Origin of the sequence: Butyrivibrio sp. NC2007 (assembly GCF_000421405.1) — a bacterium.
Lineage (GTDB): Bacteria > Bacillota > Clostridia > Lachnospirales > Lachnospiraceae > Butyrivibrio.
In genome coordinates this window covers 18,476-37,026 of record NZ_ATWY01000012.1, presented here as the reverse complement: position 1 = coordinate 37,026, position 18,551 = coordinate 18,476, and the positions used below count along the sequence as shown (strand labels likewise).

The 18,551-nt window shown below is 38.8% G+C and carries 13 protein-coding genes; all 13 read right to left on the bottom strand.

The annotated features are described in order from the left end of the window. Nucleotides 1–3 precede the first annotated feature (3 nt). The 13 genes from G632_RS0110545 to G632_RS0110485 all read right to left on the bottom strand — a co-directional run bounded on the left by G632_RS0110545 (nt 4) and on the right by G632_RS0110485 (nt 18,419). The gene (locus G632_RS0110545) at nt 4–1,107 is read right to left on the bottom strand and encodes a hypothetical protein (protein ID WP_022769109.1); all 1,104 of its coding nucleotides are present in this window, start codon (nt 1,105–1,107) and stop codon (nt 4–6) included. After that, nucleotides 1,107–1,301 (bottom strand): hypothetical protein, encoded by a 195-nt coding sequence (locus tag G632_RS0110540; protein WP_022769108.1) that lies wholly within the window; start codon nt 1,299–1,301, stop codon nt 1,107–1,109. Before G632_RS0110540 ends, G632_RS0110545 begins: the two co-directional genes overlap by 1 nt. A gap of 34 nt (nt 1,302–1,335) precedes the next feature. Continuing rightward, nucleotides 1,336–2,154: a hypothetical protein gene (locus tag G632_RS0110535; RefSeq protein ID WP_022769106.1), complete on the bottom strand. Its 819-nt coding sequence runs from the start codon at nt 2,152–2,154 to the stop codon at nt 1,336–1,338. Nucleotides 2,155–2,200: 46 nt separating this feature from the next. After that, nucleotides 2,201–3,601 carry an AAA family ATPase gene (locus tag G632_RS0110530; RefSeq protein WP_022769105.1) on the bottom strand — a complete coding sequence of 467 codons (1,401 nt, stop codon included), beginning with the start codon at nt 3,599–3,601 and terminating at the stop codon, nt 2,201–2,203. Between the two features lie 15 nt (nt 3,602–3,616). Then, entirely contained in the window at nt 3,617–4,183 is a 567-nt protein-coding gene (locus G632_RS0110525; RefSeq protein ID WP_022769104.1) for a hypothetical protein, read from the bottom strand. 17 nt (nt 4,184–4,200) lie between these two features. After that, the gene (locus G632_RS0110520; RefSeq protein WP_022769102.1) at nt 4,201–5,250 is read right to left on the bottom strand and encodes a J domain-containing protein; all 1,050 of its coding nucleotides are present in this window, start codon (nt 5,248–5,250) and stop codon (nt 4,201–4,203) included. Nucleotides 5,251–5,253: 3 nt separating this feature from the next. Then, the gene (locus tag G632_RS0110515; protein WP_155828876.1) at nt 5,254–6,057 is read right to left on the bottom strand and encodes a hypothetical protein; all 804 of its coding nucleotides are present in this window, start codon (nt 6,055–6,057) and stop codon (nt 5,254–5,256) included. A 186-nt stretch (nt 6,058–6,243) separates the two neighbouring features. After that, on the bottom strand, nt 6,244–9,207 hold the full coding sequence (locus G632_RS0110510) for a hypothetical protein (RefSeq protein ID WP_022769100.1): 2,964 nt from the start codon (nt 9,205–9,207) through the stop codon (nt 6,244–6,246). Between the two features lie 20 nt (nt 9,208–9,227). Further along, the gene (locus tag G632_RS19655) at nt 9,228–11,900 is read right to left on the bottom strand and encodes an AAA domain-containing protein (RefSeq protein WP_022769099.1); all 2,673 of its coding nucleotides are present in this window, start codon (nt 11,898–11,900) and stop codon (nt 9,228–9,230) included. A gap of 33 nt (nt 11,901–11,933) precedes the next feature. Next, nucleotides 11,934–12,614 (bottom strand): hypothetical protein, encoded by a 681-nt coding sequence (locus G632_RS21220; protein ID WP_022769097.1) that lies wholly within the window; start codon nt 12,612–12,614, stop codon nt 11,934–11,936. Next, nucleotides 12,615–15,146 (bottom strand): hypothetical protein, encoded by a 2,532-nt coding sequence (locus G632_RS0110495; RefSeq protein ID WP_022769096.1) that lies wholly within the window; start codon nt 15,144–15,146, stop codon nt 12,615–12,617. After that, nucleotides 15,143–17,596, bottom strand: a complete 2,454-nt coding sequence (locus G632_RS0110490; protein WP_035782517.1) for a UvrD-helicase domain-containing protein — start codon at nt 17,594–17,596, stop codon at nt 15,143–15,145. The genes G632_RS0110495 and G632_RS0110490 overlap by 4 nt, the downstream gene beginning before the upstream one ends. 1 nt (nt 17,597) lies before the next feature. Continuing rightward, nucleotides 17,598–18,419, bottom strand: coding sequence for a hypothetical protein (locus G632_RS0110485; RefSeq protein ID WP_022769093.1), 822 nt, complete (start codon nt 18,417–18,419; stop codon nt 17,598–17,600). Between the last annotated feature and the right edge of the window lie 132 nt (nt 18,420–18,551).

The window sequence follows — 18,551 nt, the reverse complement described above, 5'->3', positions numbered from 1 at the left end:
AGGCTACTCCTTCTTAGCTTTACGCTTCTTGGCTTCTTTCTCGTTCTTTTCAGCCACTTTGCTGAGCTCAAGGATCTTTTCTTGAAGCTCAATAATCTTATCTGCACACTGCCTGTTATACTCTGCCAACTCTTCCTGCCTTGCTTTAACAGCATCCTCATTAGCAAGGAAGTCCTTCTCGGTGTAAGGGAAGCTGTTCTTGATCTCATCAATATGTGCAAGGAGAATCTCGACCTTTTCAGCGAGCTTAGCCCTAAGCTCTCGAAGCTTAGCTATATCATCAGGATTATCGCTGTATTTCTCAGTAATATCTGTATCATCCAGCTGGTCTGCTATCTCACGAAGAGTCTCAAGGTCACCTTCTGCATATGCTTTCTGTGCCTTTAGCAAAAGTGCCTTGTCCTTCTCTGTTGCATTAGGATTAGCATCAGGATGAAGTTTCTTCATGATCATCCGGTATAGACGCTTGAGCTCCTCCTTCGGAGTCTCATGGATAGTCTCGCTGTCATTACCAAGACCAGCATCCTCAGCTTTTTCTCTGTCCTCACTGCCATTTTCAGAAGACTTTTCATCCTCTTTATTGTCTTTACCTTTGGATGAATCATCTTTATCAACAGATTCATCGTCTTTTCCACCAGGACCTTTTCCCTTCGAATCCTTTCCTTCTTCCCTGGCTTTTCTCTCTTCCTCGGCTCTTTCTTCGTTCTTTTTATCCTGCTTGGCACGACGTTCCTTATACTCCTTGTCGCGCTTCATATCTTCAGCCTTCTTGTTCAGGTCTTCCTCGTACTGCTTGTACTCCTGCTCGACCTTCTTCTGAACTTCTTCATACTTGGCAGCTTCCTGACGATTGATAGCTGCCTGTAGCAGTTCAATAGCTCTTTTCAAGCGAGCAATCTCAAGTCTGTATGCCTGAGCCTGATACTCAAGATTTCCTACCTTTTGGTCATAGTCTGCCCTCAGCTCCACACATATGTGATTCTCCAAATCATCAATCTCTTCTGCTAGAGCCGCCAGCTTAAGTTCAAGCTCAAGGATTTCCTCGATAAGCTTGTCATATTCACTTATAACCGGGATAATTCCCACATTATCAGTAGTTTTTCCCATTAAAAGAACTTCTTTCCTGTCTTGGCAAGTAGATATGCCTCATCGTATGTGCAGTTATTCTCTCTGGCAAAGATATACAGTGCCTTATCGAGGTAAGGATATTTCCTCGGATCAACATAGCCCCTATTACACTCAAGCCAGGCTCTGTGGTAATAAGCCTGAAGTTTCACTTCATCAACATCAAATAATCCCATAAGATTCCTCTAATCTGTCCAATATTGGACATCTTCATTTCTTTTTCGCCTTTGCTGCTCTCAACGCGTTTTTATCTACGCCAAACTTTTCATAGATTTTGCTGACATCAACATAGCTGCGAAGCCGTGCCCCACGAAGAAGCTTATAATATCGTTCTTCATCGCCTTTATCTTTCGCTCGCTGAATCAAGCATATAAGGAACTCGGTGCGATTCTGATAGCACTTTTTCAGACCCCGCTCCGCTATTTCACACGCCTTATCTGGATCAGTATCTTTGTAGTACTCTATCAGCTCCAGATACTCCCGCGGATTACTACTAAGATAATTCTCTATCATTTTGTAATACTTCGCAGGCTGCCCCAATTCCTTATAAATCTTCGCCCCATCAAATGCAAGATATGAGTAACCTGAATTCAAAAGCATATCTGCGCATTCCTGTTTTTCTTTTTTGTTGGTACACATAGCCTGCATCAACTGCTCAAGAGGGTCATCAACACTGTATTCATCATAATAATGGTTCTTGATAATATCCTTAATGATCTTCTTTCGCAGTTCCCAGGATTCCTTGCCAAGTTTTCCACTCTCAATCAGCTCGTCACATATATTCCAAACATAAGTAATCTCGATATTATCATCAATGTACGGCGCATCCCTGAGCTCACTTATCTCCTCGCCAATACGCTCCCAAGCCTTTTCCAGATGCGACTTTGAAAATTGAGCCTTATTAACTTTCTTAACCTTCTTTGTTCCGGCATTCTTCATCTCTGCAGTAAGGTTTCTAACAACCATCTCCTTATCTTCTATGGGCAAAGTATCAAAAAGTTCATAAATCTTGTAAATATCCGTATTCATCCCCAGCGTTCCCCCATATATCGAACTGTTAGCCAGCTTTTTCTGATTACACTATTCCTTCCACATCCGCCAGTTCCAGTGTACTCAACTGCTCATTGGTTGGCTCTTTGATTTCAAAGAGCCTGTCTGCCTGGTTCATCATGGCAGTCTCAAAGAAGTTCCTTATCTCTCGTGCATTAGCAAAGTTCTTGCCACGATTCTGGTACTTCTTCTCAAAGGTATATGCGCAGTGCTTGATTACTTCCTCTGTAGGTATATATCCGGAATGCTTGCACATGAGCTTGAAGATTTCAAGAAGTTCTATATCATCGTAGTCCTCAAAGTTAATATACTTGTTAAACCTGGACCTTAGACCCGGGTTAGAATCGATGAATTCAGCCATAAGCTCCGGATATCCGGCAACGATAACAATGAAGTCATCCCTGTGGTCTTCCATGAACTTAAGCAGAGTATCCACAGCTTCAGCGCCATAGTCGTTACCACTATCACTCCTTGTCAGGGAATATGCCTCATCTATAAACAGTACTCCGCCAAGAGCCTTCTGAGCCACTTCCTGAACCTTTAGAGCAGTCTGACCAACATATCCGGCAACAAGACCTGAGCGATCCGTTTCAATAAACTGTCCCTTCGAAAGAATTCCCATCACGTGGTAAATCTGTGCCAGAAGTCTCGCTACTGTAGTCTTTCCGGTTCCGGGATTGCCATAGAACACAAGATGATTAGATACCGGAATCTCCTTAAGGCCGCGTTCCTTACGAAGCTTCTTGATTTCCTGCATATGGATCAGAGTATTAACGTCCTTCTTAACTGACTCAAGGCCGATAAGCTCATTAAGCTCCTCAAGCAGCTCCTCCAGGGTCTTCTCCTTGTTTCCATCGGCATCAAACTTAGGAATAGTTTCTCCTGGGTGCACATCGCTGATATCTATTGAGCCTTTCACCTTGTCAGAGAAAGAGCTGTGTTCTCTCTTATATTTCCTAAGCGTATCCATATAAGTTGAGAAATCCTCAATCTCCTGCTTCTCAGCTTCACCATCGCAAACGATGAACTCTTTGCCCAAGCAATCAAATACATCAATGTATGATGCACTGGCAGAAACAGATAGTTCCAATCTCTGTTTAAACGCATTGTTATCCTGTTCAATCAGCCTTACCAGCGTACCAGGAGCTTTCTTCTCAAAAGCAGTGGAATAGATTCCATTTTTTTCAATATATGCCTTCAGTTCCTCTGCAGAATAATTAAGGCTAAAGTACTCATTTATGAAAGAAGTCTCAACTTCTGAGATTGTCCCATCTGCAGCAGAAAGGTATGACAAAAAGTCAACCATCTCTGTCTTCAGTGCTTCTCTCTCTGAGCTATTGCTGGCAGCTGCTCCGCTAACTGATGCTCCATTCGGATCACACAGCGTATATAATTCATCCATTGCTCTCTTAAGTGCTGTATTCATAGTAAATTCCTCTCTTTAACTCTTCTTTGGTGCCGGAACGCCTTTCTTTGAAGGAATGACTACCTTCTCCTCATTCGCTCCATTCCTAATTTCAGGCTCATCCGAATGTTCTCTTCGATACTTCTCTATCATTTCCATGAATCTTTCAAGCTTCCCTTGCCTCTTGTCATCAGTGAAACCTTTTATGTTTGCTAATGTATCCCCAACAAGCTTATAAACTTCATATGCCGCGTTATATGCTGTCGGTTCCTCGCCGATTTCATAAAGCATATTGTCTACATCCACCATCACCGAGAAAGTATGCGGTGGTTGTGAAAGGTAGTTCTCCTCCGAATCTACTCTCCCAAGCTCCATGATCTCATTCCAATGATTTCTGTTTATCTTAAATCCTGAGGCTTCCTCTATAAGCTCTAGCTCCTTTTCATCAAAAGAGCCTTCCTCAAAAATGAGATACAGTCCAAAGAATGCAATCTCTGCTCTTGCAGGTTCCACAAGATCTGAATCAGCGTTTGACTTCTCCTGAATGAGCTTCATAGCTCGACCGAAATCATTTATTGTGTTTTTTAATTCCTGTATGTCCATAACAGAACCTCATACAATCAGCTGTTCATCTGCTCCTGAAGAATAGCTATTCTCTCCTTAAGTGCTGCAATTGTATTTTTACAGCTTTCAATGATCTTATTGAGTTCTTTCTGCTTAGCTGCAACGGCTTCATCATCAGCAAGGAAGTCCTTCTCGTTATAAGGGAAGCTATTCTTAATTCGCTGAACCTCCCTTTGCAGGTACATCAGCCTGGTCTTTAATCTATATTTCAAATTCTTAAGAGCCTCGATGTCCTCTGGAGTATTCTTGAATCTCTTTTCGATATCCTCATCTTCAATCATCTCAGCAATCTGTCGAAGTCTTTCAAGATTGCCTTCCTCAAAGGCCTTCTTTGCTTCCATAAGAAGTTCATCATCTTTCGGTGTTCTGTTCTTCTTGTTGTCAGGATGGAGAGCCTTAACAATCTTACGATACAGGCTCTTAAGCTCTTTGGCCGGATTGACATTTTTCTTAGCAGAACCGCCTTGGTCAAATGACTCTGCTCTTGAATAATCTTTGCTGCTTTCAGAACCGCCACCAAAGGCATTCCCAAAAGCTCTAAAGAAATCCTCAAAGACCTTATTAAAATCATCTATGTTCTTGAAGAACTCATCCCAGTCAAATGGCTCCTCGTCCTCGGGCTCATCTTCACTGTATCCGGCATCTTGGGCATTCTTTTCATCCTGCTCTGCACGCTTTTTGGCAAACTCTTCATCTTCCTTGGCCTGCTCAGCTCTTTTGCCTAGGTCGTCATAGAAGTTTTTCAGCTTCTCGTCCGCTTCTTTTCCAGCGTCTTCTGGAGTGATCTTCTCATCCCTGTTTACTGCCGCCTGCATGCTCTCAATGATAGAACGAAGTCTTTCAATCTCCAGGTTATAGCTGGTTATCTGCAACTCAAGATGTCCAATCTTTTCGTCATACTCTGCTCTGAGCCTTCTGCAGACATTAAGCTCAAGATCATCCTTTTCTGCTTCCAGTGCGGCGACCACCATTTTCAGCTTCTGCACTTCCTGTATCAGGGACTCATATTCATCTATGATCTGAGTTAAAACAATCTCATTTCCCATAAATCACTTATCCTCAACGTAAATGTCAAAGTCATAATGTAACAGATGCGGAAGCTCTGATCTCTGCCTGTTCCTGACAACGCCATAAACATGCTTTCCCGCATCAAGCATATGCGAAAGAATCTTAGTATCCCGGGAGTCCATGTGCCCGTAAAAGCGCTTCTTGTCATCACTCCATACTTCAATGGCCCAGGGATTGTCTTCAGTAGCTCTTTTTATCAGTCTTAGATGATCATTTACTTCCATCTGGTCAATTGCTTCACTAATGCCGTCAAGATACTTAGAATTCCTGTCAGGAAAAGAATATGCCAGCCAAATAGCATTACCATTCTTCTCCATAACTTCACCCTTTGTCTCACCTATTTCGAAGGTATTGGCCAGATTAAGCGGTTTAGACTCTTCCATCCAGTACAGGTCAAGTGTAACTGCCTTCTGCGTGTCCAGCTCTTCCATTGGCATATCCACGTTTAATGAATGTACCTTTGCATAAAGGTGCTTCCCTGCCTTCATAAGCTCAGCCATAACATATCTCTCCGGAGGCTGAATATATCCCAGACATAACCCTGCCAGCGTATGAACCCTTATTGATGATCCATCATCAGGAAATGCAGACGCTACTGCTGTGCAATCAGGAGATTCACTATTATATTTTCGATAAAGAGTTACCCAATCACCTATCTGAAGTCCCTGGACATTCTCAAGCAGATATTCCTTGTTCCTAAGCCCGTACACCTTCACTACTCCAAGATATGTTTTTCTCTCGAAGGTAATCTGCTTTATTGCCTCTCCGAGTTCTGTATGATGCAAAAAAGTTGAGACCCCGGATGAAGAATACTCTCTAATAGCGCCATTATCTTCCATGACGTGTTACCTTTCTCCCCAGTGCCCCAACAACTTTTGTGGTTCTTATAATTCTATTGTACTCAAATGCTGTCCGATAATAATGACAGCTCGCAAAGCCGTCTCCCATGCGGTTCTCATACATTTCGTGGTTTAATCAGTATATATACTTCCTCTTTTTCCCTGTAAGCAATCCCAGCATAATTCCCCTTCATACAAAGTATTTGGCATTCGACATGAAGTACATATCCCAAATGATGTCTTAGCTTTGATAATTGCTTTTGCAGGCTTATTGTTAATCTTAGGCTTGTTTTTAATCTTCTGAATAACCGGCGTATTTTTTAATATTGTGGGAATCATTGGATATTTCTTATGCTGCTTTTGACTCATATATACAGCCCCACAATCGCACACAAAACACTCAAATCCAATTTGTTCGCCTTGTTTTGTCGTGTAAAACCTCTGATCTTTTTTCGCCCCTGACTTACCACATTCAGGACATTTAAATACTCCTGTTACTTCATAAATCTTGTCATCATTAACAACGTCTTCAGAAGGTTCTTCATAATCCTGATTATCCTTTTCAATTTTAATCACTGTTAATCGTGACAGCGCTCTAGTATAAGCAATATACAATTCCTCTTTGCTGAATTTGCCTGAATCAAGAACAATTACGCTATCAAATTCAACACCTTTAACATACCTTACCCTTACAAAATTGACTTTCGCCTTTGTGATTGTGCTATTCTGTCCATTTATTTCGTTGCAATAATTATCATCTCTTATATGTCGTAATGCATTATTGACAGATTGTCTCTTATAAATTATTGCGGTTCGATACTCTTTATCTCTGCTCTTTAACTCTTTTTCTACCTTTTTTACAGCATCTCCCCATCCTTCAAAAGAGATTGTTTTTACCATGATTCCCGGTAGGTTAACCGGCACCATTTTCAGATTCAGGTTTTTATTACAAAACGATGTAATGGCTGCCGAATTTCTATAATTATTATTCAGCTCATAGTACTTAAACCCATATCCATCAATTATTCTTTCAGGCCAAACACTCATACCTTTTTCTTCCGGTACTCGCTGGTTTGTATCCCCAAACAAATCTAATGCCACTTTGTAGTTGACCTTCTTAATAAGCTCAATCTCCATTGGCATAAGAGTTTGCGCTTCATCAATCATTATTAATCTGTCTCGTGAGAAAGGCTTAAAATCGGACTCAGGGTCATAATTAATATACAAATATATCCACAAAATCAGATATCTTGTAAAAGAATACGAATTACTAACAGTGATTTTCTTATTGAAGTCATGTATCTCTTCCATGACTTTTCTAAGGATTTCCTCGCACAAGGACACCCGGCTATGCGAAGATTCAAGCATATCAAACACTTCACTATAATCCTGTGCCATAGAGCATTGGTTTTCTAATCGGTTCAAGTCTTTGGAAATCCTACTTACACCATTTATTATTTTCTTAAAATTATCAGTCGACAATACGGAAATGTTTTTTATAGTTTCCTGATTAATGTCTTCAAGATATTCCTTGATATGGTTCAGATCCTGCATGACCTCAGAAATAATCTTATACGCCCCATAGGCGATTTCATAATTTCTTCTGATAATTTCATCATCGACAGCTGCCGGAATTTTCCGAACAAAAGCTGAAAGGTCTGTCAAGTAATTAAATGCTTCTGTATTATCCCTAATACCTCCTGCACTTTGTGTATTAGCGGTATCTATATAGTCATCATCTTCTTCAATATCTTCGATTTCTGTTTTATCTATATTTGTGCCACCTCTATTATCGTGTTCATCAGATATATCTTCTTCAGATTTTTCTTTTTCATTAAGAACATCCTGCGCAATCTTTAGTTCATCTATCAGCGACCTAAGATCAGTGCGAACCATATCTGCAAGTTGCACGACCTTTTCAAATACTGCAATGCACTTTCCATCAGATGAAATGACCTTATTTATATAGTTCCAACGATTTTCTGCGCAGTTTACTAATACTCCACTTTCAAACGATGGAATCTCATCTCCCGTCTTTTCAATATATCTATCTAAGTAAGGATTTGAAACAATATCACATTGCGCGAGTTCAATGGCATAACCATAGATTGAGTCAAGCATGTCTGATGAATAAACCTGCTCAACCGTCTCCCTATCTACAAGATAATTACTTCTTGGGAGGATGATCTTAGAAAGCCCTATCTGTTTATCTAAATAATTGATTTTCTCTGCAAAATATTCCTCCAGCGTAAACTTAGGTATATCATCAATCTCCAAGTCATAGATCAAGTTTTCTATACTCGCAATATATGCTTTTGATGGAGAAATAATTACAACATTGCTTCTCTGTTTTTGATTTACTTCGTCGTATAAAATAACAGGCAATCTATGGAGCATGATCATAGACTTGCCAGACCCAGCGCATCCCTGCACAATTAAATCCTGATCAAAAGGCTCATTGACAATATCAGCCTGTTCTTTTTGAATTGACATTATTATGTCACTTGGGCCACTCTGTCCACGCCGTGATGCTAAATCCGCTAGAAATGAATCATAATAGACACGCTGTATCTCTTCTTCATTCATTCCTTCAGCATATAATTCATGAACCTCTTCCACAACGCGCTTCAGGATTTTAAGGTCTCGCCTATTTTTTAAATGATAATTGAATGCTTCTCCTGATTTTTTATCCCGATAGGAATAGTTAATCGAAGCGTTACTCTGTATGTAATGCCAGCTTACAGGAGCATACCATGAACTTATAATTATTTTGCCATTATCACTATATCCATGTTTTCCAATAAAAAGATCTCGTTTTGTCTTAAGCCCTGTTTGTTCATCTGTCTCATCCAGAACCACATGCGCAATATATAATTGTTTCTCTGCAGCCTTTATATTCTTTATTTTTGCATCTGCGTCTTTATTACCTTGCGAAACCTGAATTATATCTGCGTATGAGTCCGTATTTGTATTAAGCTCAGAAGTCTGACCATGAAATTTATTCCCAGATATTCTATGTACTGCATTATCAAGTTCTTTTATGACTCCGTCAAAAGACTCTTGCTCCTCTTTTTTTAATCTTGATTGGTCCGTCATATACCAGATCTCCTATGTCCTCAGTTTCCTTTTAAATACATAAGATTAGTAATCATCCGCGAAGTAAGTCTACCTTCAAACTTTATTGCAAAATAGCCTCTATAGTTTCTGTCATCAGCGACATTTTCGTCCCCGATATACCAAGTTGCCAAGTCATCGATTACTACAACATTTTCCCCAACATATTCAGTTTCAACTGCATATTGCTGAAGCTCTTTTGAAAGCATTTTCCCGTTCTTTAATCTAATTCGTATTGCCACGTTTCTCTTTCCAGCACTTATTAGTTGCTCCTTAAAATCATCATCCTCGATAAGAGACGGTTTTGCTATTTCTATAAGAATACTCTTCTTAGCGTTCAATAAATCGGACTTTATTTCATACATGCTCTGCTTCTGTTGATAAATTCCCATTCTACCAAAACTAGAAGAGTTTGATTCATTGGTAAGATCATACATACTAAACTCCGAATATCCAATGCTTAGAAGTAATTTTTTGAACAGATTAGTGCTCGGGATATTAGACCCCAATGCAAAGCTTCGATCAGAAACAACTATAAATTTTGATTCTGCTCGAGATATTGCAACATTAAAAAGTCTATTCGCAGTATTATTTTCAGTGCTTACCAGAAGCCCTCCTGCTTTTCTTAATGGATAACTATCCACAGAGTCATATATTATTATGCTCTTCTCAGAACCTTGGAACTGGTGAACAGTCGCTGCTACAACCTTTTTGTCTTTGTCTTCATCACCATATGTATCTCTGATCATAGCCATTATCAAACGTGCCTGAACGTTATACGGAGCTATGATGCCAACTCTGACTTCTTCATCCTGAGAAACCATGCTAATAGCAGTAGCATAATCAATAAAAGCAGTCAGCAAATTATAGTGGGAGTATTCCCTCGTTCTCCTACAGTAAACATTCATGTTAGAAACATCAAAGAGTCCAATGGCTTCATTCGCAAAGGGAGCATATGAAACAATTTTGTTTCTTTTTTCATCTTTAATTATTCCTTCATCATTCTCCAAGAGTCCGGAATACATGCCACTGTTAATGACTTCTGAAATACTTGGGTGCATTCTGTGTTGGATATTAAGAAGACAGAGCCAGTTATGTCCCCATTTTTTGTCTACGGCAGGTTTTATCCCACAGTATGTAAAGATATCTGCATTCAAAAAGCCCTTCTTACCTGACTGTACAATTGGTGGCAATTGACAAAAGTCGCCAAAGCATACAAAATGCACCTTTGCAAGATTAGCCGCATATATTATCTGGGGAATATATGCCATACTTGCTTCATCAAACAATACAGTGTCAAAATACTCGCTAGAGATTGTTGTATCAGAAACAGCCTTTGCCACAGTCGTTGCAACAAAGCCCGCTTCCATTACATATTTCCTCTCTTCATCAGACAAACTTCTTCTTATCTCACCAAGCCTGTCATTTATTCTTTTTCTTTCGCTACTATCCTTTTTTAACCCTTTTAACTTTTTTAGCAGAGAGTCACGTTCTTCTAATAAATCTGGATTTGAAGAAAGCGCCATGTTATATGAAGTTATGTATTCATGATTTAGTAACCACTCATCTCTTGGATATCCATACCTAATAATATCGCCAGGCTTCACAGTCATGCTCTTGTTGCAATTAGCAAAAACTCGGATAGTGGCATCATCAACAGCAACATTACTATACGAAACCATCAAAACACGCCTGTGTTCTTTCAAACAATCGCGCGCTATATCTGCCAATACTGTTGTCTTACCCGTTCCCGGAGGCCCCCATACAAAAGTGATATCCTGCGTTCTCGCCATAGTCTCGGCATTGTCCTGCCCTCTTATAATTTCAGCACCGCCGTCTATGTTATTAAATCCGTCTAATATGAGTTGCCTTGCTATGTTCCCAATGTTATTTCTTAGCTGTAATATATTTTCTTTTAAATGCTCTAGTAGCTGCCATGGAGAAGACGATATCTCCACATCAGGTAAGGTGTCTGAATCCCCAATAGATACTCCTGTATAAAACATTACTGAATATTCGCCACAGGAAACAACTGATCCAAACTGAAACTCTGTTGAAGAAAACCAGATTTTTATATCAGAACCTTCAGGTAAATGTAATTCAGCATCTGTCTCGAAATAGTAAATATATCCTCCTCGAAGCCCACGTTCTACAAGGCGGCCATCTGACAGATGGTATTTTGCCCCTTGCCCTTTCTTTGCTACATCAATCTCTTCCGTCAAGGAATCAGCGGCCAGTTTCACAAAGGCATACACAGAGTGAACAGGTTTGGTCGTAACAACGCCATAATTCATGCCTCCTGTATAGCTTACATCAACGTCTCTTTCAGGGTCATACCACGGAGAACCTGGATCATTTCCCATCATTTGCTTGCTAACCCACGCATCGCTAGCAGCTTTAGCAGCATTTCCTGCTTGAAGCTTTTTTACGGGTGCCTTTTGAACTCGATTCAAATCATTTCCAATTTTGTTCTTGTTATCATGTATTTCTTCTACTTCGGAAATGTTTTTAGACTCTTGGAGAATTACAAGTGCCTTTTTTAGAGGAAATGACTTGCTTGTCTCATTATCAAACCTGACATCAACAGTATTCTCATCTACATGTTCTATTGTTCCATTTTTATAAATGTTATGGTATATACGTGTCCCAGCTTTTATATTGTCTAGCTTAAGCATAGTAATATTCCTTTATTCAACATAATGCTAATTCTAAATCAGAGAATAACCATTTCTACTAATCTTGTATCTATTACTTGTCAGTTCCGCCAAAACTCTTTTGGAAATAACTATGTTCACAGGTGCTTCCACATATTTATCAGCAGATGATTTTCTAAATCTGATATCTTCGTTTATCTTCCTTCTGTCCTCGTCTTTACTCCGCATATCTGCCGCAATGGCTTTAATCTTATCAGTACTTAACCCAATCTTACCGAGCCACTCCTTTATCTTATCCTTGCCAACTAAATAAGCTTCAATCTCCAAAAAGTCATGCGACACTATTCTTTCAATCCTCGACTCCTTTGCTCTTGGTATCCATATGAACAAGTAACTATCTGTCTTATTCTGTAAATCCATAAACCATCCATCAACGCAATTACCTGTCTCCGGTTTAATATAATCCACTTCGAGGGCAAAAGTATCTACAGGATGATTGATATAATACAGCTGTGCTTTCTCATCAATAACAAGAGTTCCATTTTTGATATGGATCTTGATGTCACTCCCATTTACTTGCTCATTCTTGGAATAAACGCGTTCAAACGAATCAATAATTCCTGCCTGCTCAAGGACAGAATAAAAAAATTCATCAAGAAACAATCCCAGTGCTTTCTCACCTCTATAATCGGTAATTCTTCGACTAGCCTTTTGGACTACATTTTCATCATTCATTTATCTTTCCTCGAACTGTTCTATACAAACATGCCTATATGGGCAATACATACATTTACCTGAATAATCAGAATTACTGCGCCTTCCCCTTAAAGAATCCTCATATAGCCTAACAACATATTCTTTTAATCTATCATCAAGATAGTACAAAGAAAGATCTTTATCAGAACATTGATGTCCTTTATAATTGAAAATCGTTTTAGCAGCTTTCTTCTTTGCATAATCCGCAGCCTGATGAGCTTCGGCTTTATTAAGAAATGGAAATAATTCTTCTAGCTGCTTTGCTATGTTGTATTTATCAGTTTTGAATTCTTTATCTGACCTATTATCACCAAAAAGAGATATCAATTGCTGATAATAGCTGTACAGATGAAACTCCTCATTGTATTCAGGATGACTATTAAGAACATATCCATATATAAATCTATACGGGCAGAGCATCCTTTCCATCTCTACTCCAACAGGCAAAGTAATCTGTCTTTCGTCTACAGAGTTTTCTTCCTGGTTGTCGGTATTAAGAGCATACTCTACATCTACAGACAATTGATCTGCATTTCTATCAAGATGGTCATTCAATATTTCGCCCATCACATATACATATGGAGATGCAGCTGTCTTTTTATCTCCATTATTCTTCATCCATTCAATGTATAACTCAGGTCTGTTATGATAATCACCATTAGAGATACAATCCCTATTACCAATGAATGAATAGAACAAATATCTATATGACAATGGCCGAAATGAGATAACATCTATCATCCGTTCAATATAGCCTAAAACATTTTTCCTGTCGGATACACTATCTCGTATTCTCTCAATCACTTTATCAGTCAGTGGCCATGGCAGACTTCTTCTCTTACCAGGAAGAGTAAGCTCATCAGCCATCACAAGATGAATTGGCTGCCCATAATCTGCCAACGCACAAGATTCTACCATTGCTAACGGTCTAACAAGATTACCTGAATATGTAACTTCGTCATCAAAACCCTGGTATTCGTCTATCCTGTTGCCCACAAGAGAGACAATTGCTTCCTTTATACTGTTAAGCGGACACTCCATATCCTCATCTACAATGGTATCTAAACGCTCAATCAGCTCCCTTGCTACTTCCTTTTCATCCTCCTCAATTTCCGTCTCATTTGCCCGCAGTTGAATAAGATCTTTTATCTTCTGCAAATGAGAAAAAAGATTTGTTCTTGTTTCACCGCCAAACAGCATCTCAGCGTCACTCATTAGCTGCGACAACAACATGCATATATCATCAAGCTCAGCGTCACTAATTGAATACGCACCTACCATCTCATACGGATTGCACAGGATTCTTTCATATCTATCCGAAACCGCAACCTCATATTCTCTAACATGACTTTTAGCTCTCTTCACTTCTTCTATCCGTTCTTTCCACTTATCAAAGTACCTACATCCTTCAAAAAGTGGTTCAACTCTTTTTAAACTATATGTGTATGAGCGGCCATTTTTTCCATCAGCACAGAGCCATCCCGACGCAAAGCATTTATTCACGTATTCCAGCTTTAAGACAAGCTTATTATCAAAATCATCCCACATCATGTGAAGATTATAGATATACTGTCCCACAGGGTAAGACAGAAAATGCCTTTCTTTGTCTGTTTCTGGATATAATTCTGTTAGTAACTTATTACACTCCTTAGCAGCCGGTGAATACACCAAATGTCCTTTATCCAACGACTCCTTAAGAGATCTCGCGAATTCGAACTCGGAATCATATGCTTTCAAGACACACTCACGATAAGGAATGCCATTTTCTAACGCGTCGCCAAATCCGTTTTGCTTCCCCATGCCTTCTTGGACATCGAGTGGCTTTTCATCACTATATATCTCATGAAATGATTTTTCCCAGATTGCATGAGAATATGGATAATCCTTATTCCTGCAATTCAAAAAGATTAACTGATATCCGGCATTATCTAATACTTCAAAAAGACGTTGCTGTATAGGCGTGATAAAATAAAAGCCTATCATGACTAGCTTTTCGGATTTACAGATGTCCTCCATCATCTCCCTTACATTCTTTGCTACCGACAAAGAAAAAGCTAGTTTTGTCCTAAGCTTCATTACTTTATCATTGTTTCTTTCAGTTATTTTCCAAATTTCCTTAAAGCATCTTACCTGCCCTGATATATCATCCGGTATGTCATCTGGATAGACATCAGCTTCAATAAGAAGCTTAATGGCATTCCACATGTCATATGCATTCCTTCTTAAGCTCGTGGCCAGAACTTCATCAATACCATATTCAAAAAGATATTCCTCAAGTGAATTTCTCAAAGAAATATAGTTCTTAAAATCTCTAGAAGTACTCTCCCATTCCTGAAGTAATACGTGAATGATCTGATGAACATCCAATACACTGTAATCAGCATAATAAGCAGACAACTCTTTAGCCAAATCTGCTGTAGCAGTTACTATAACTGAATTTCTCAGCTCATCGGCAATTAAAGACCTGTCTAATAACTTGATGTCCTTGAAATCATACACTTTATACTTCAATCAGAATCCCTCTCCTCTGGAAGAAGCCTGGACCATGTATCAGCATCCTGCGTTCCTCTTGTAACAAAACAATACAGTCCACTTACTGCTCTTGTCATTGCAACATAAAGAAGTCTTGTTTCATCTCTTTTGACAGCATCGTACTCCTCGGCCGCCATGTTCCGATAATTAATGTTAGTTATGTACTGGTTCTTTCCTTTTTTATATCTCCATCCCAGCATTTTTTTATCATTTGAGATAAGTATCTCAGAATTTCCCTGACCTCCAAAAGGAAAATCCATAAAGGGGATAAATACATTATCAAACTGTAGACCTTTTGACCGATGCACAGTCATACCTTCCACAAAGGCAAAATCCATCTGTATATCCGGAATATCTTGATCCGTGCTTTTATCGGTACTGATCTTGTTACGTAAGAATCCGCATATGTCATATAAAGTAGCACGTTCTCCAGAAAAGCTGCTCCTCAATAATGACATCAGCTTTTTTATATCACAGTCATATTGTATCGAATCCAGCTTGGCTTGTTGTTTAGCTTCAATTTCCGCCATTCCCTGGGCTAGGTATTTTCTTTTTTGTTTGATTGCATAATTTACTACCGGATTTGTCTGCTCAACAATATGATACAAAACGGAAAATATAGGTTTCTCCTTTGAAAGACTCACAAACGTTTTCCATGTCTTATACTCATCTATTTTTTCGAACACAGTCAATAAGCGTCGCTTATCGCCATTTGCATTCCATATGCCGTCCGGTACACTTTGCAACTTACAATACGAACTATTGAGATAGTTATACACGTACATAGGCTCATCACAATAATGCAATGACTCTATCAAGGCAACAAAGTCAAGAACCGCATCAGATTTATAAAACTTTCCATGCTCACGGATAGCACAAACTATCCCAGCCTCATCGCACCACTCCTTCACTCTAGCAAGCTCAACATTTTGCCTTGTTAAGACCATGATCCGCTCAGCCTTAAATTCTTTCTCCTCTTTCTTTGCATTCTCTCTTTTTTCTTCCAACAAATGAATTATCCTTTGTAATTCACGGATTACTAAACTTCTCCTGCTATCGTTATCTACAATAATCTGCTTGTATTCTCCATCTATATCATCTCTAGTCGGTTCGATCTGTGTTTCATAATCTATAAGTCCCTGTTGATTCCACTCAGAAAAGATTGGATTCATAATCTCTAAAATATTTTTTGCTGTACGATAGTTTTTCTTTAAAACAACATCCTGTGCCTCATCTATCCCTTCTTTCTCCATATTCTTACGAAGCTTATAAAATGCAGTATCAGTAGCTCCACGGAATCTATAGATACTTTGCTTCAGATCTCCTACCACAAATAATTGCCCCTTATAGTAGTCTAGTAATTTCGCGATTATCCTTATCTGATTAGAATCACTATCTTGAAATTCATCCACAAAAACATATCTATATTTCTTGGATACAAATTGGCTTACTGCACCTGAGTCCATTGCTCTGCGGAGTTCATGCTGAATATCCTGCATCGAAAATGAATTATTTCGATATTTGAGCTTATCATAGCGTTCATCCGCAAGCTTAAAAATATATTGTAATGTCCTCTGAATCCGCTCAGCTTCACTGTAAGCCTCCCCCCAATCCAGCATTTCTATCTCATCATAAGAAAGTCCCTTATTATCCAACTGCGCCCAATAATCAGTTGCAAGTCTTTGGATCTGATATGTACTCATACCCAAGGAATCTTTAACATTTCCTTCAGAATTTGCATATTTCTCGTTAATGATCTCTCTTACAATATCCTTTTTCTCTTTCAAGTAACTTCTAAGAGATATGTTTGTTCCATACCCCAATGATGGTCCCATTTCACTCATTATTCTCTTGAAAAATGAGTGTATAGTACTACTCGATAGATCAGCTATACTTTCCATCATGGAGAAATAGCGTATCTGCCTTGTCAATTCATACTTTTTATTAAGAGCTTCTAATAAGTCCTTTCTCATGGAGTCTGTAGCATCATTTGAAAATGTCATCATCGCTATATCACTAAAAGTCAGACCATCTACAGTACTCATAAGGAACAAAATCCTATCTATCATAGTCTTCGTCTTGCCTGCCCCTGCCGGTGCTTCAACAATTTCATTGTTGTCAGCGGGTGCATGTTCAGCAAGATACTGGTCTAGATTAAAAGAGTTATCATTATCAGCCAGACTATCTAATGCTGCCTTGTTATCCCCTACTTTCCCATCACAAATAACAATGCTTATGTTCTCAGGGTTCTTATAAACACATAGATAATTTGCATCAGAATAGTCTTTGTATTCAGCTTTATTTATTATCTCTGCATCCTCTTCATTTCCAAACCATAGGACTTTTATCCCTTGTTTTAGTAATCTTTCAATATAGGATAAATCCAACTCTTGACCTGCAAACAATGCAGAGTATTTGATATCAACCATATCATTCACCAAAATATAGACTTCTTAAATGTCTTATCTCATTGACATCCCTTCCAAATGGAGATCCCTCTTTCCAGGTATTCTCATCATCATAATTAGCTGGAAAAGAAAGATAATTAAACCCACCCTCTAATTTGTATAGCTCATCGCATAAGCACAATTTATAATGGCTATTGTCACGTCTTATGAAAAACAAAGATCCATACTGCTCAAACCTTTTTCTAAGATACTCCGCCACATCTTCTGATTGTACATTTCTAGTTGAACTAAAAGCCTGATGCTCCGTTCCAATACCATAAATTATCTTCAGCTTCACTCCCCGCTTAAGTGCCTCCTCCATATGATCAGCCAGTTTCAACTTGATGACCACCTGCTTTGACATCCAAGGACTCATAATATCAATCTCGCTCTTGGCACACTGAAATGCATACACAAACATCTTTTTTATTTCTTCATTCTGTAGATGAATCGGTACTTCATCGATATTTATCTCTTCAGCGTCCGAAGATAATGAAATCTCATCGATGGTAATCACCTCAAGATCATCATGCTCAATATTGCCTTTTTCATCGTTGATGATAATGTGCTTTCCTTTTGTTTCCTTATTATCCGAACAGGTTACATAATATCCCGTATCTGAATCGTCAAAGATATTTTTACCAATAATCGGCACTCCGACACGTTCAAAATACGAGCAAAGCGCATCCTTCATCTCCTCGCTTTTGCAATGAATAGTGCCTTTAGTTAAATCAGAGCGCATGAGCATAGAAAGAATATCGTAACAACTTTCTTCTTTTTCAAATACCCTGATCCTCTTATTCATCGGCAAACCTCATACACATATATCAAACACATGCGAAAAGCTCCATTACACCATTTTAATTGTAATACTTATCATCCATATTCTGTTAATTATTATCGAAATATAATGCATTTTTTATTCTTTATAAATAAA

What these genes read in the sequence shown, in the direction of transcription:
- G632_RS0110545 (WP_022769109.1), bottom strand. Translation starts at nt 1,107, where the DNA reads ATGGGAAAAACTACTGATAATGTGGGAATTATCCCGGTTATAAGTGAA.
- G632_RS0110540 (WP_022769108.1), bottom strand. Translation starts at nt 1,301, where the DNA reads ATGGGATTATTTGATGTTGATGAAGTGAAACTTCAGGCTTATTACCAC.
- G632_RS0110535 (WP_022769106.1), bottom strand. Translation starts at nt 2,154, where the DNA reads ATGAATACGGATATTTACAAGATTTATGAACTTTTTGATACTTTGCCC.
- G632_RS0110530 (WP_022769105.1), bottom strand. Translation starts at nt 3,601, where the DNA reads ATGAATACAGCACTTAAGAGAGCAATGGATGAATTATATACGCTGTGT.
- G632_RS0110525 (WP_022769104.1), bottom strand. Translation starts at nt 4,183, where the DNA reads ATGGACATACAGGAATTAAAAAACACAATAAATGATTTCGGTCGAGCT.
- G632_RS0110520 (WP_022769102.1), bottom strand. Translation starts at nt 5,250, where the DNA reads ATGGGAAATGAGATTGTTTTAACTCAGATCATAGATGAATATGAGTCC.
- G632_RS0110510 (WP_022769100.1), bottom strand. Translation starts at nt 9,207, where the DNA reads ATGACGGACCAATCAAGATTAAAAAAAGAGGAGCAAGAGTCTTTTGAC.
- G632_RS19655 (WP_022769099.1), bottom strand. Translation starts at nt 11,900, where the DNA reads ATGCTTAAGCTAGACAATATAAAAGCTGGGACACGTATATACCATAAC.
- G632_RS21220 (WP_022769097.1), bottom strand. Translation starts at nt 12,614, where the DNA reads ATGAATGATGAAAATGTAGTCCAAAAGGCTAGTCGAAGAATTACCGAT.
- G632_RS0110490 (WP_035782517.1), bottom strand. Translation starts at nt 17,596, where the DNA reads ATGGTTGATATCAAATACTCTGCATTGTTTGCAGGTCAAGAGTTGGAT.
- G632_RS0110485 (WP_022769093.1), bottom strand. Translation starts at nt 18,419, where the DNA reads ATGAATAAGAGGATCAGGGTATTTGAAAAAGAAGAAAGTTGTTACGAT.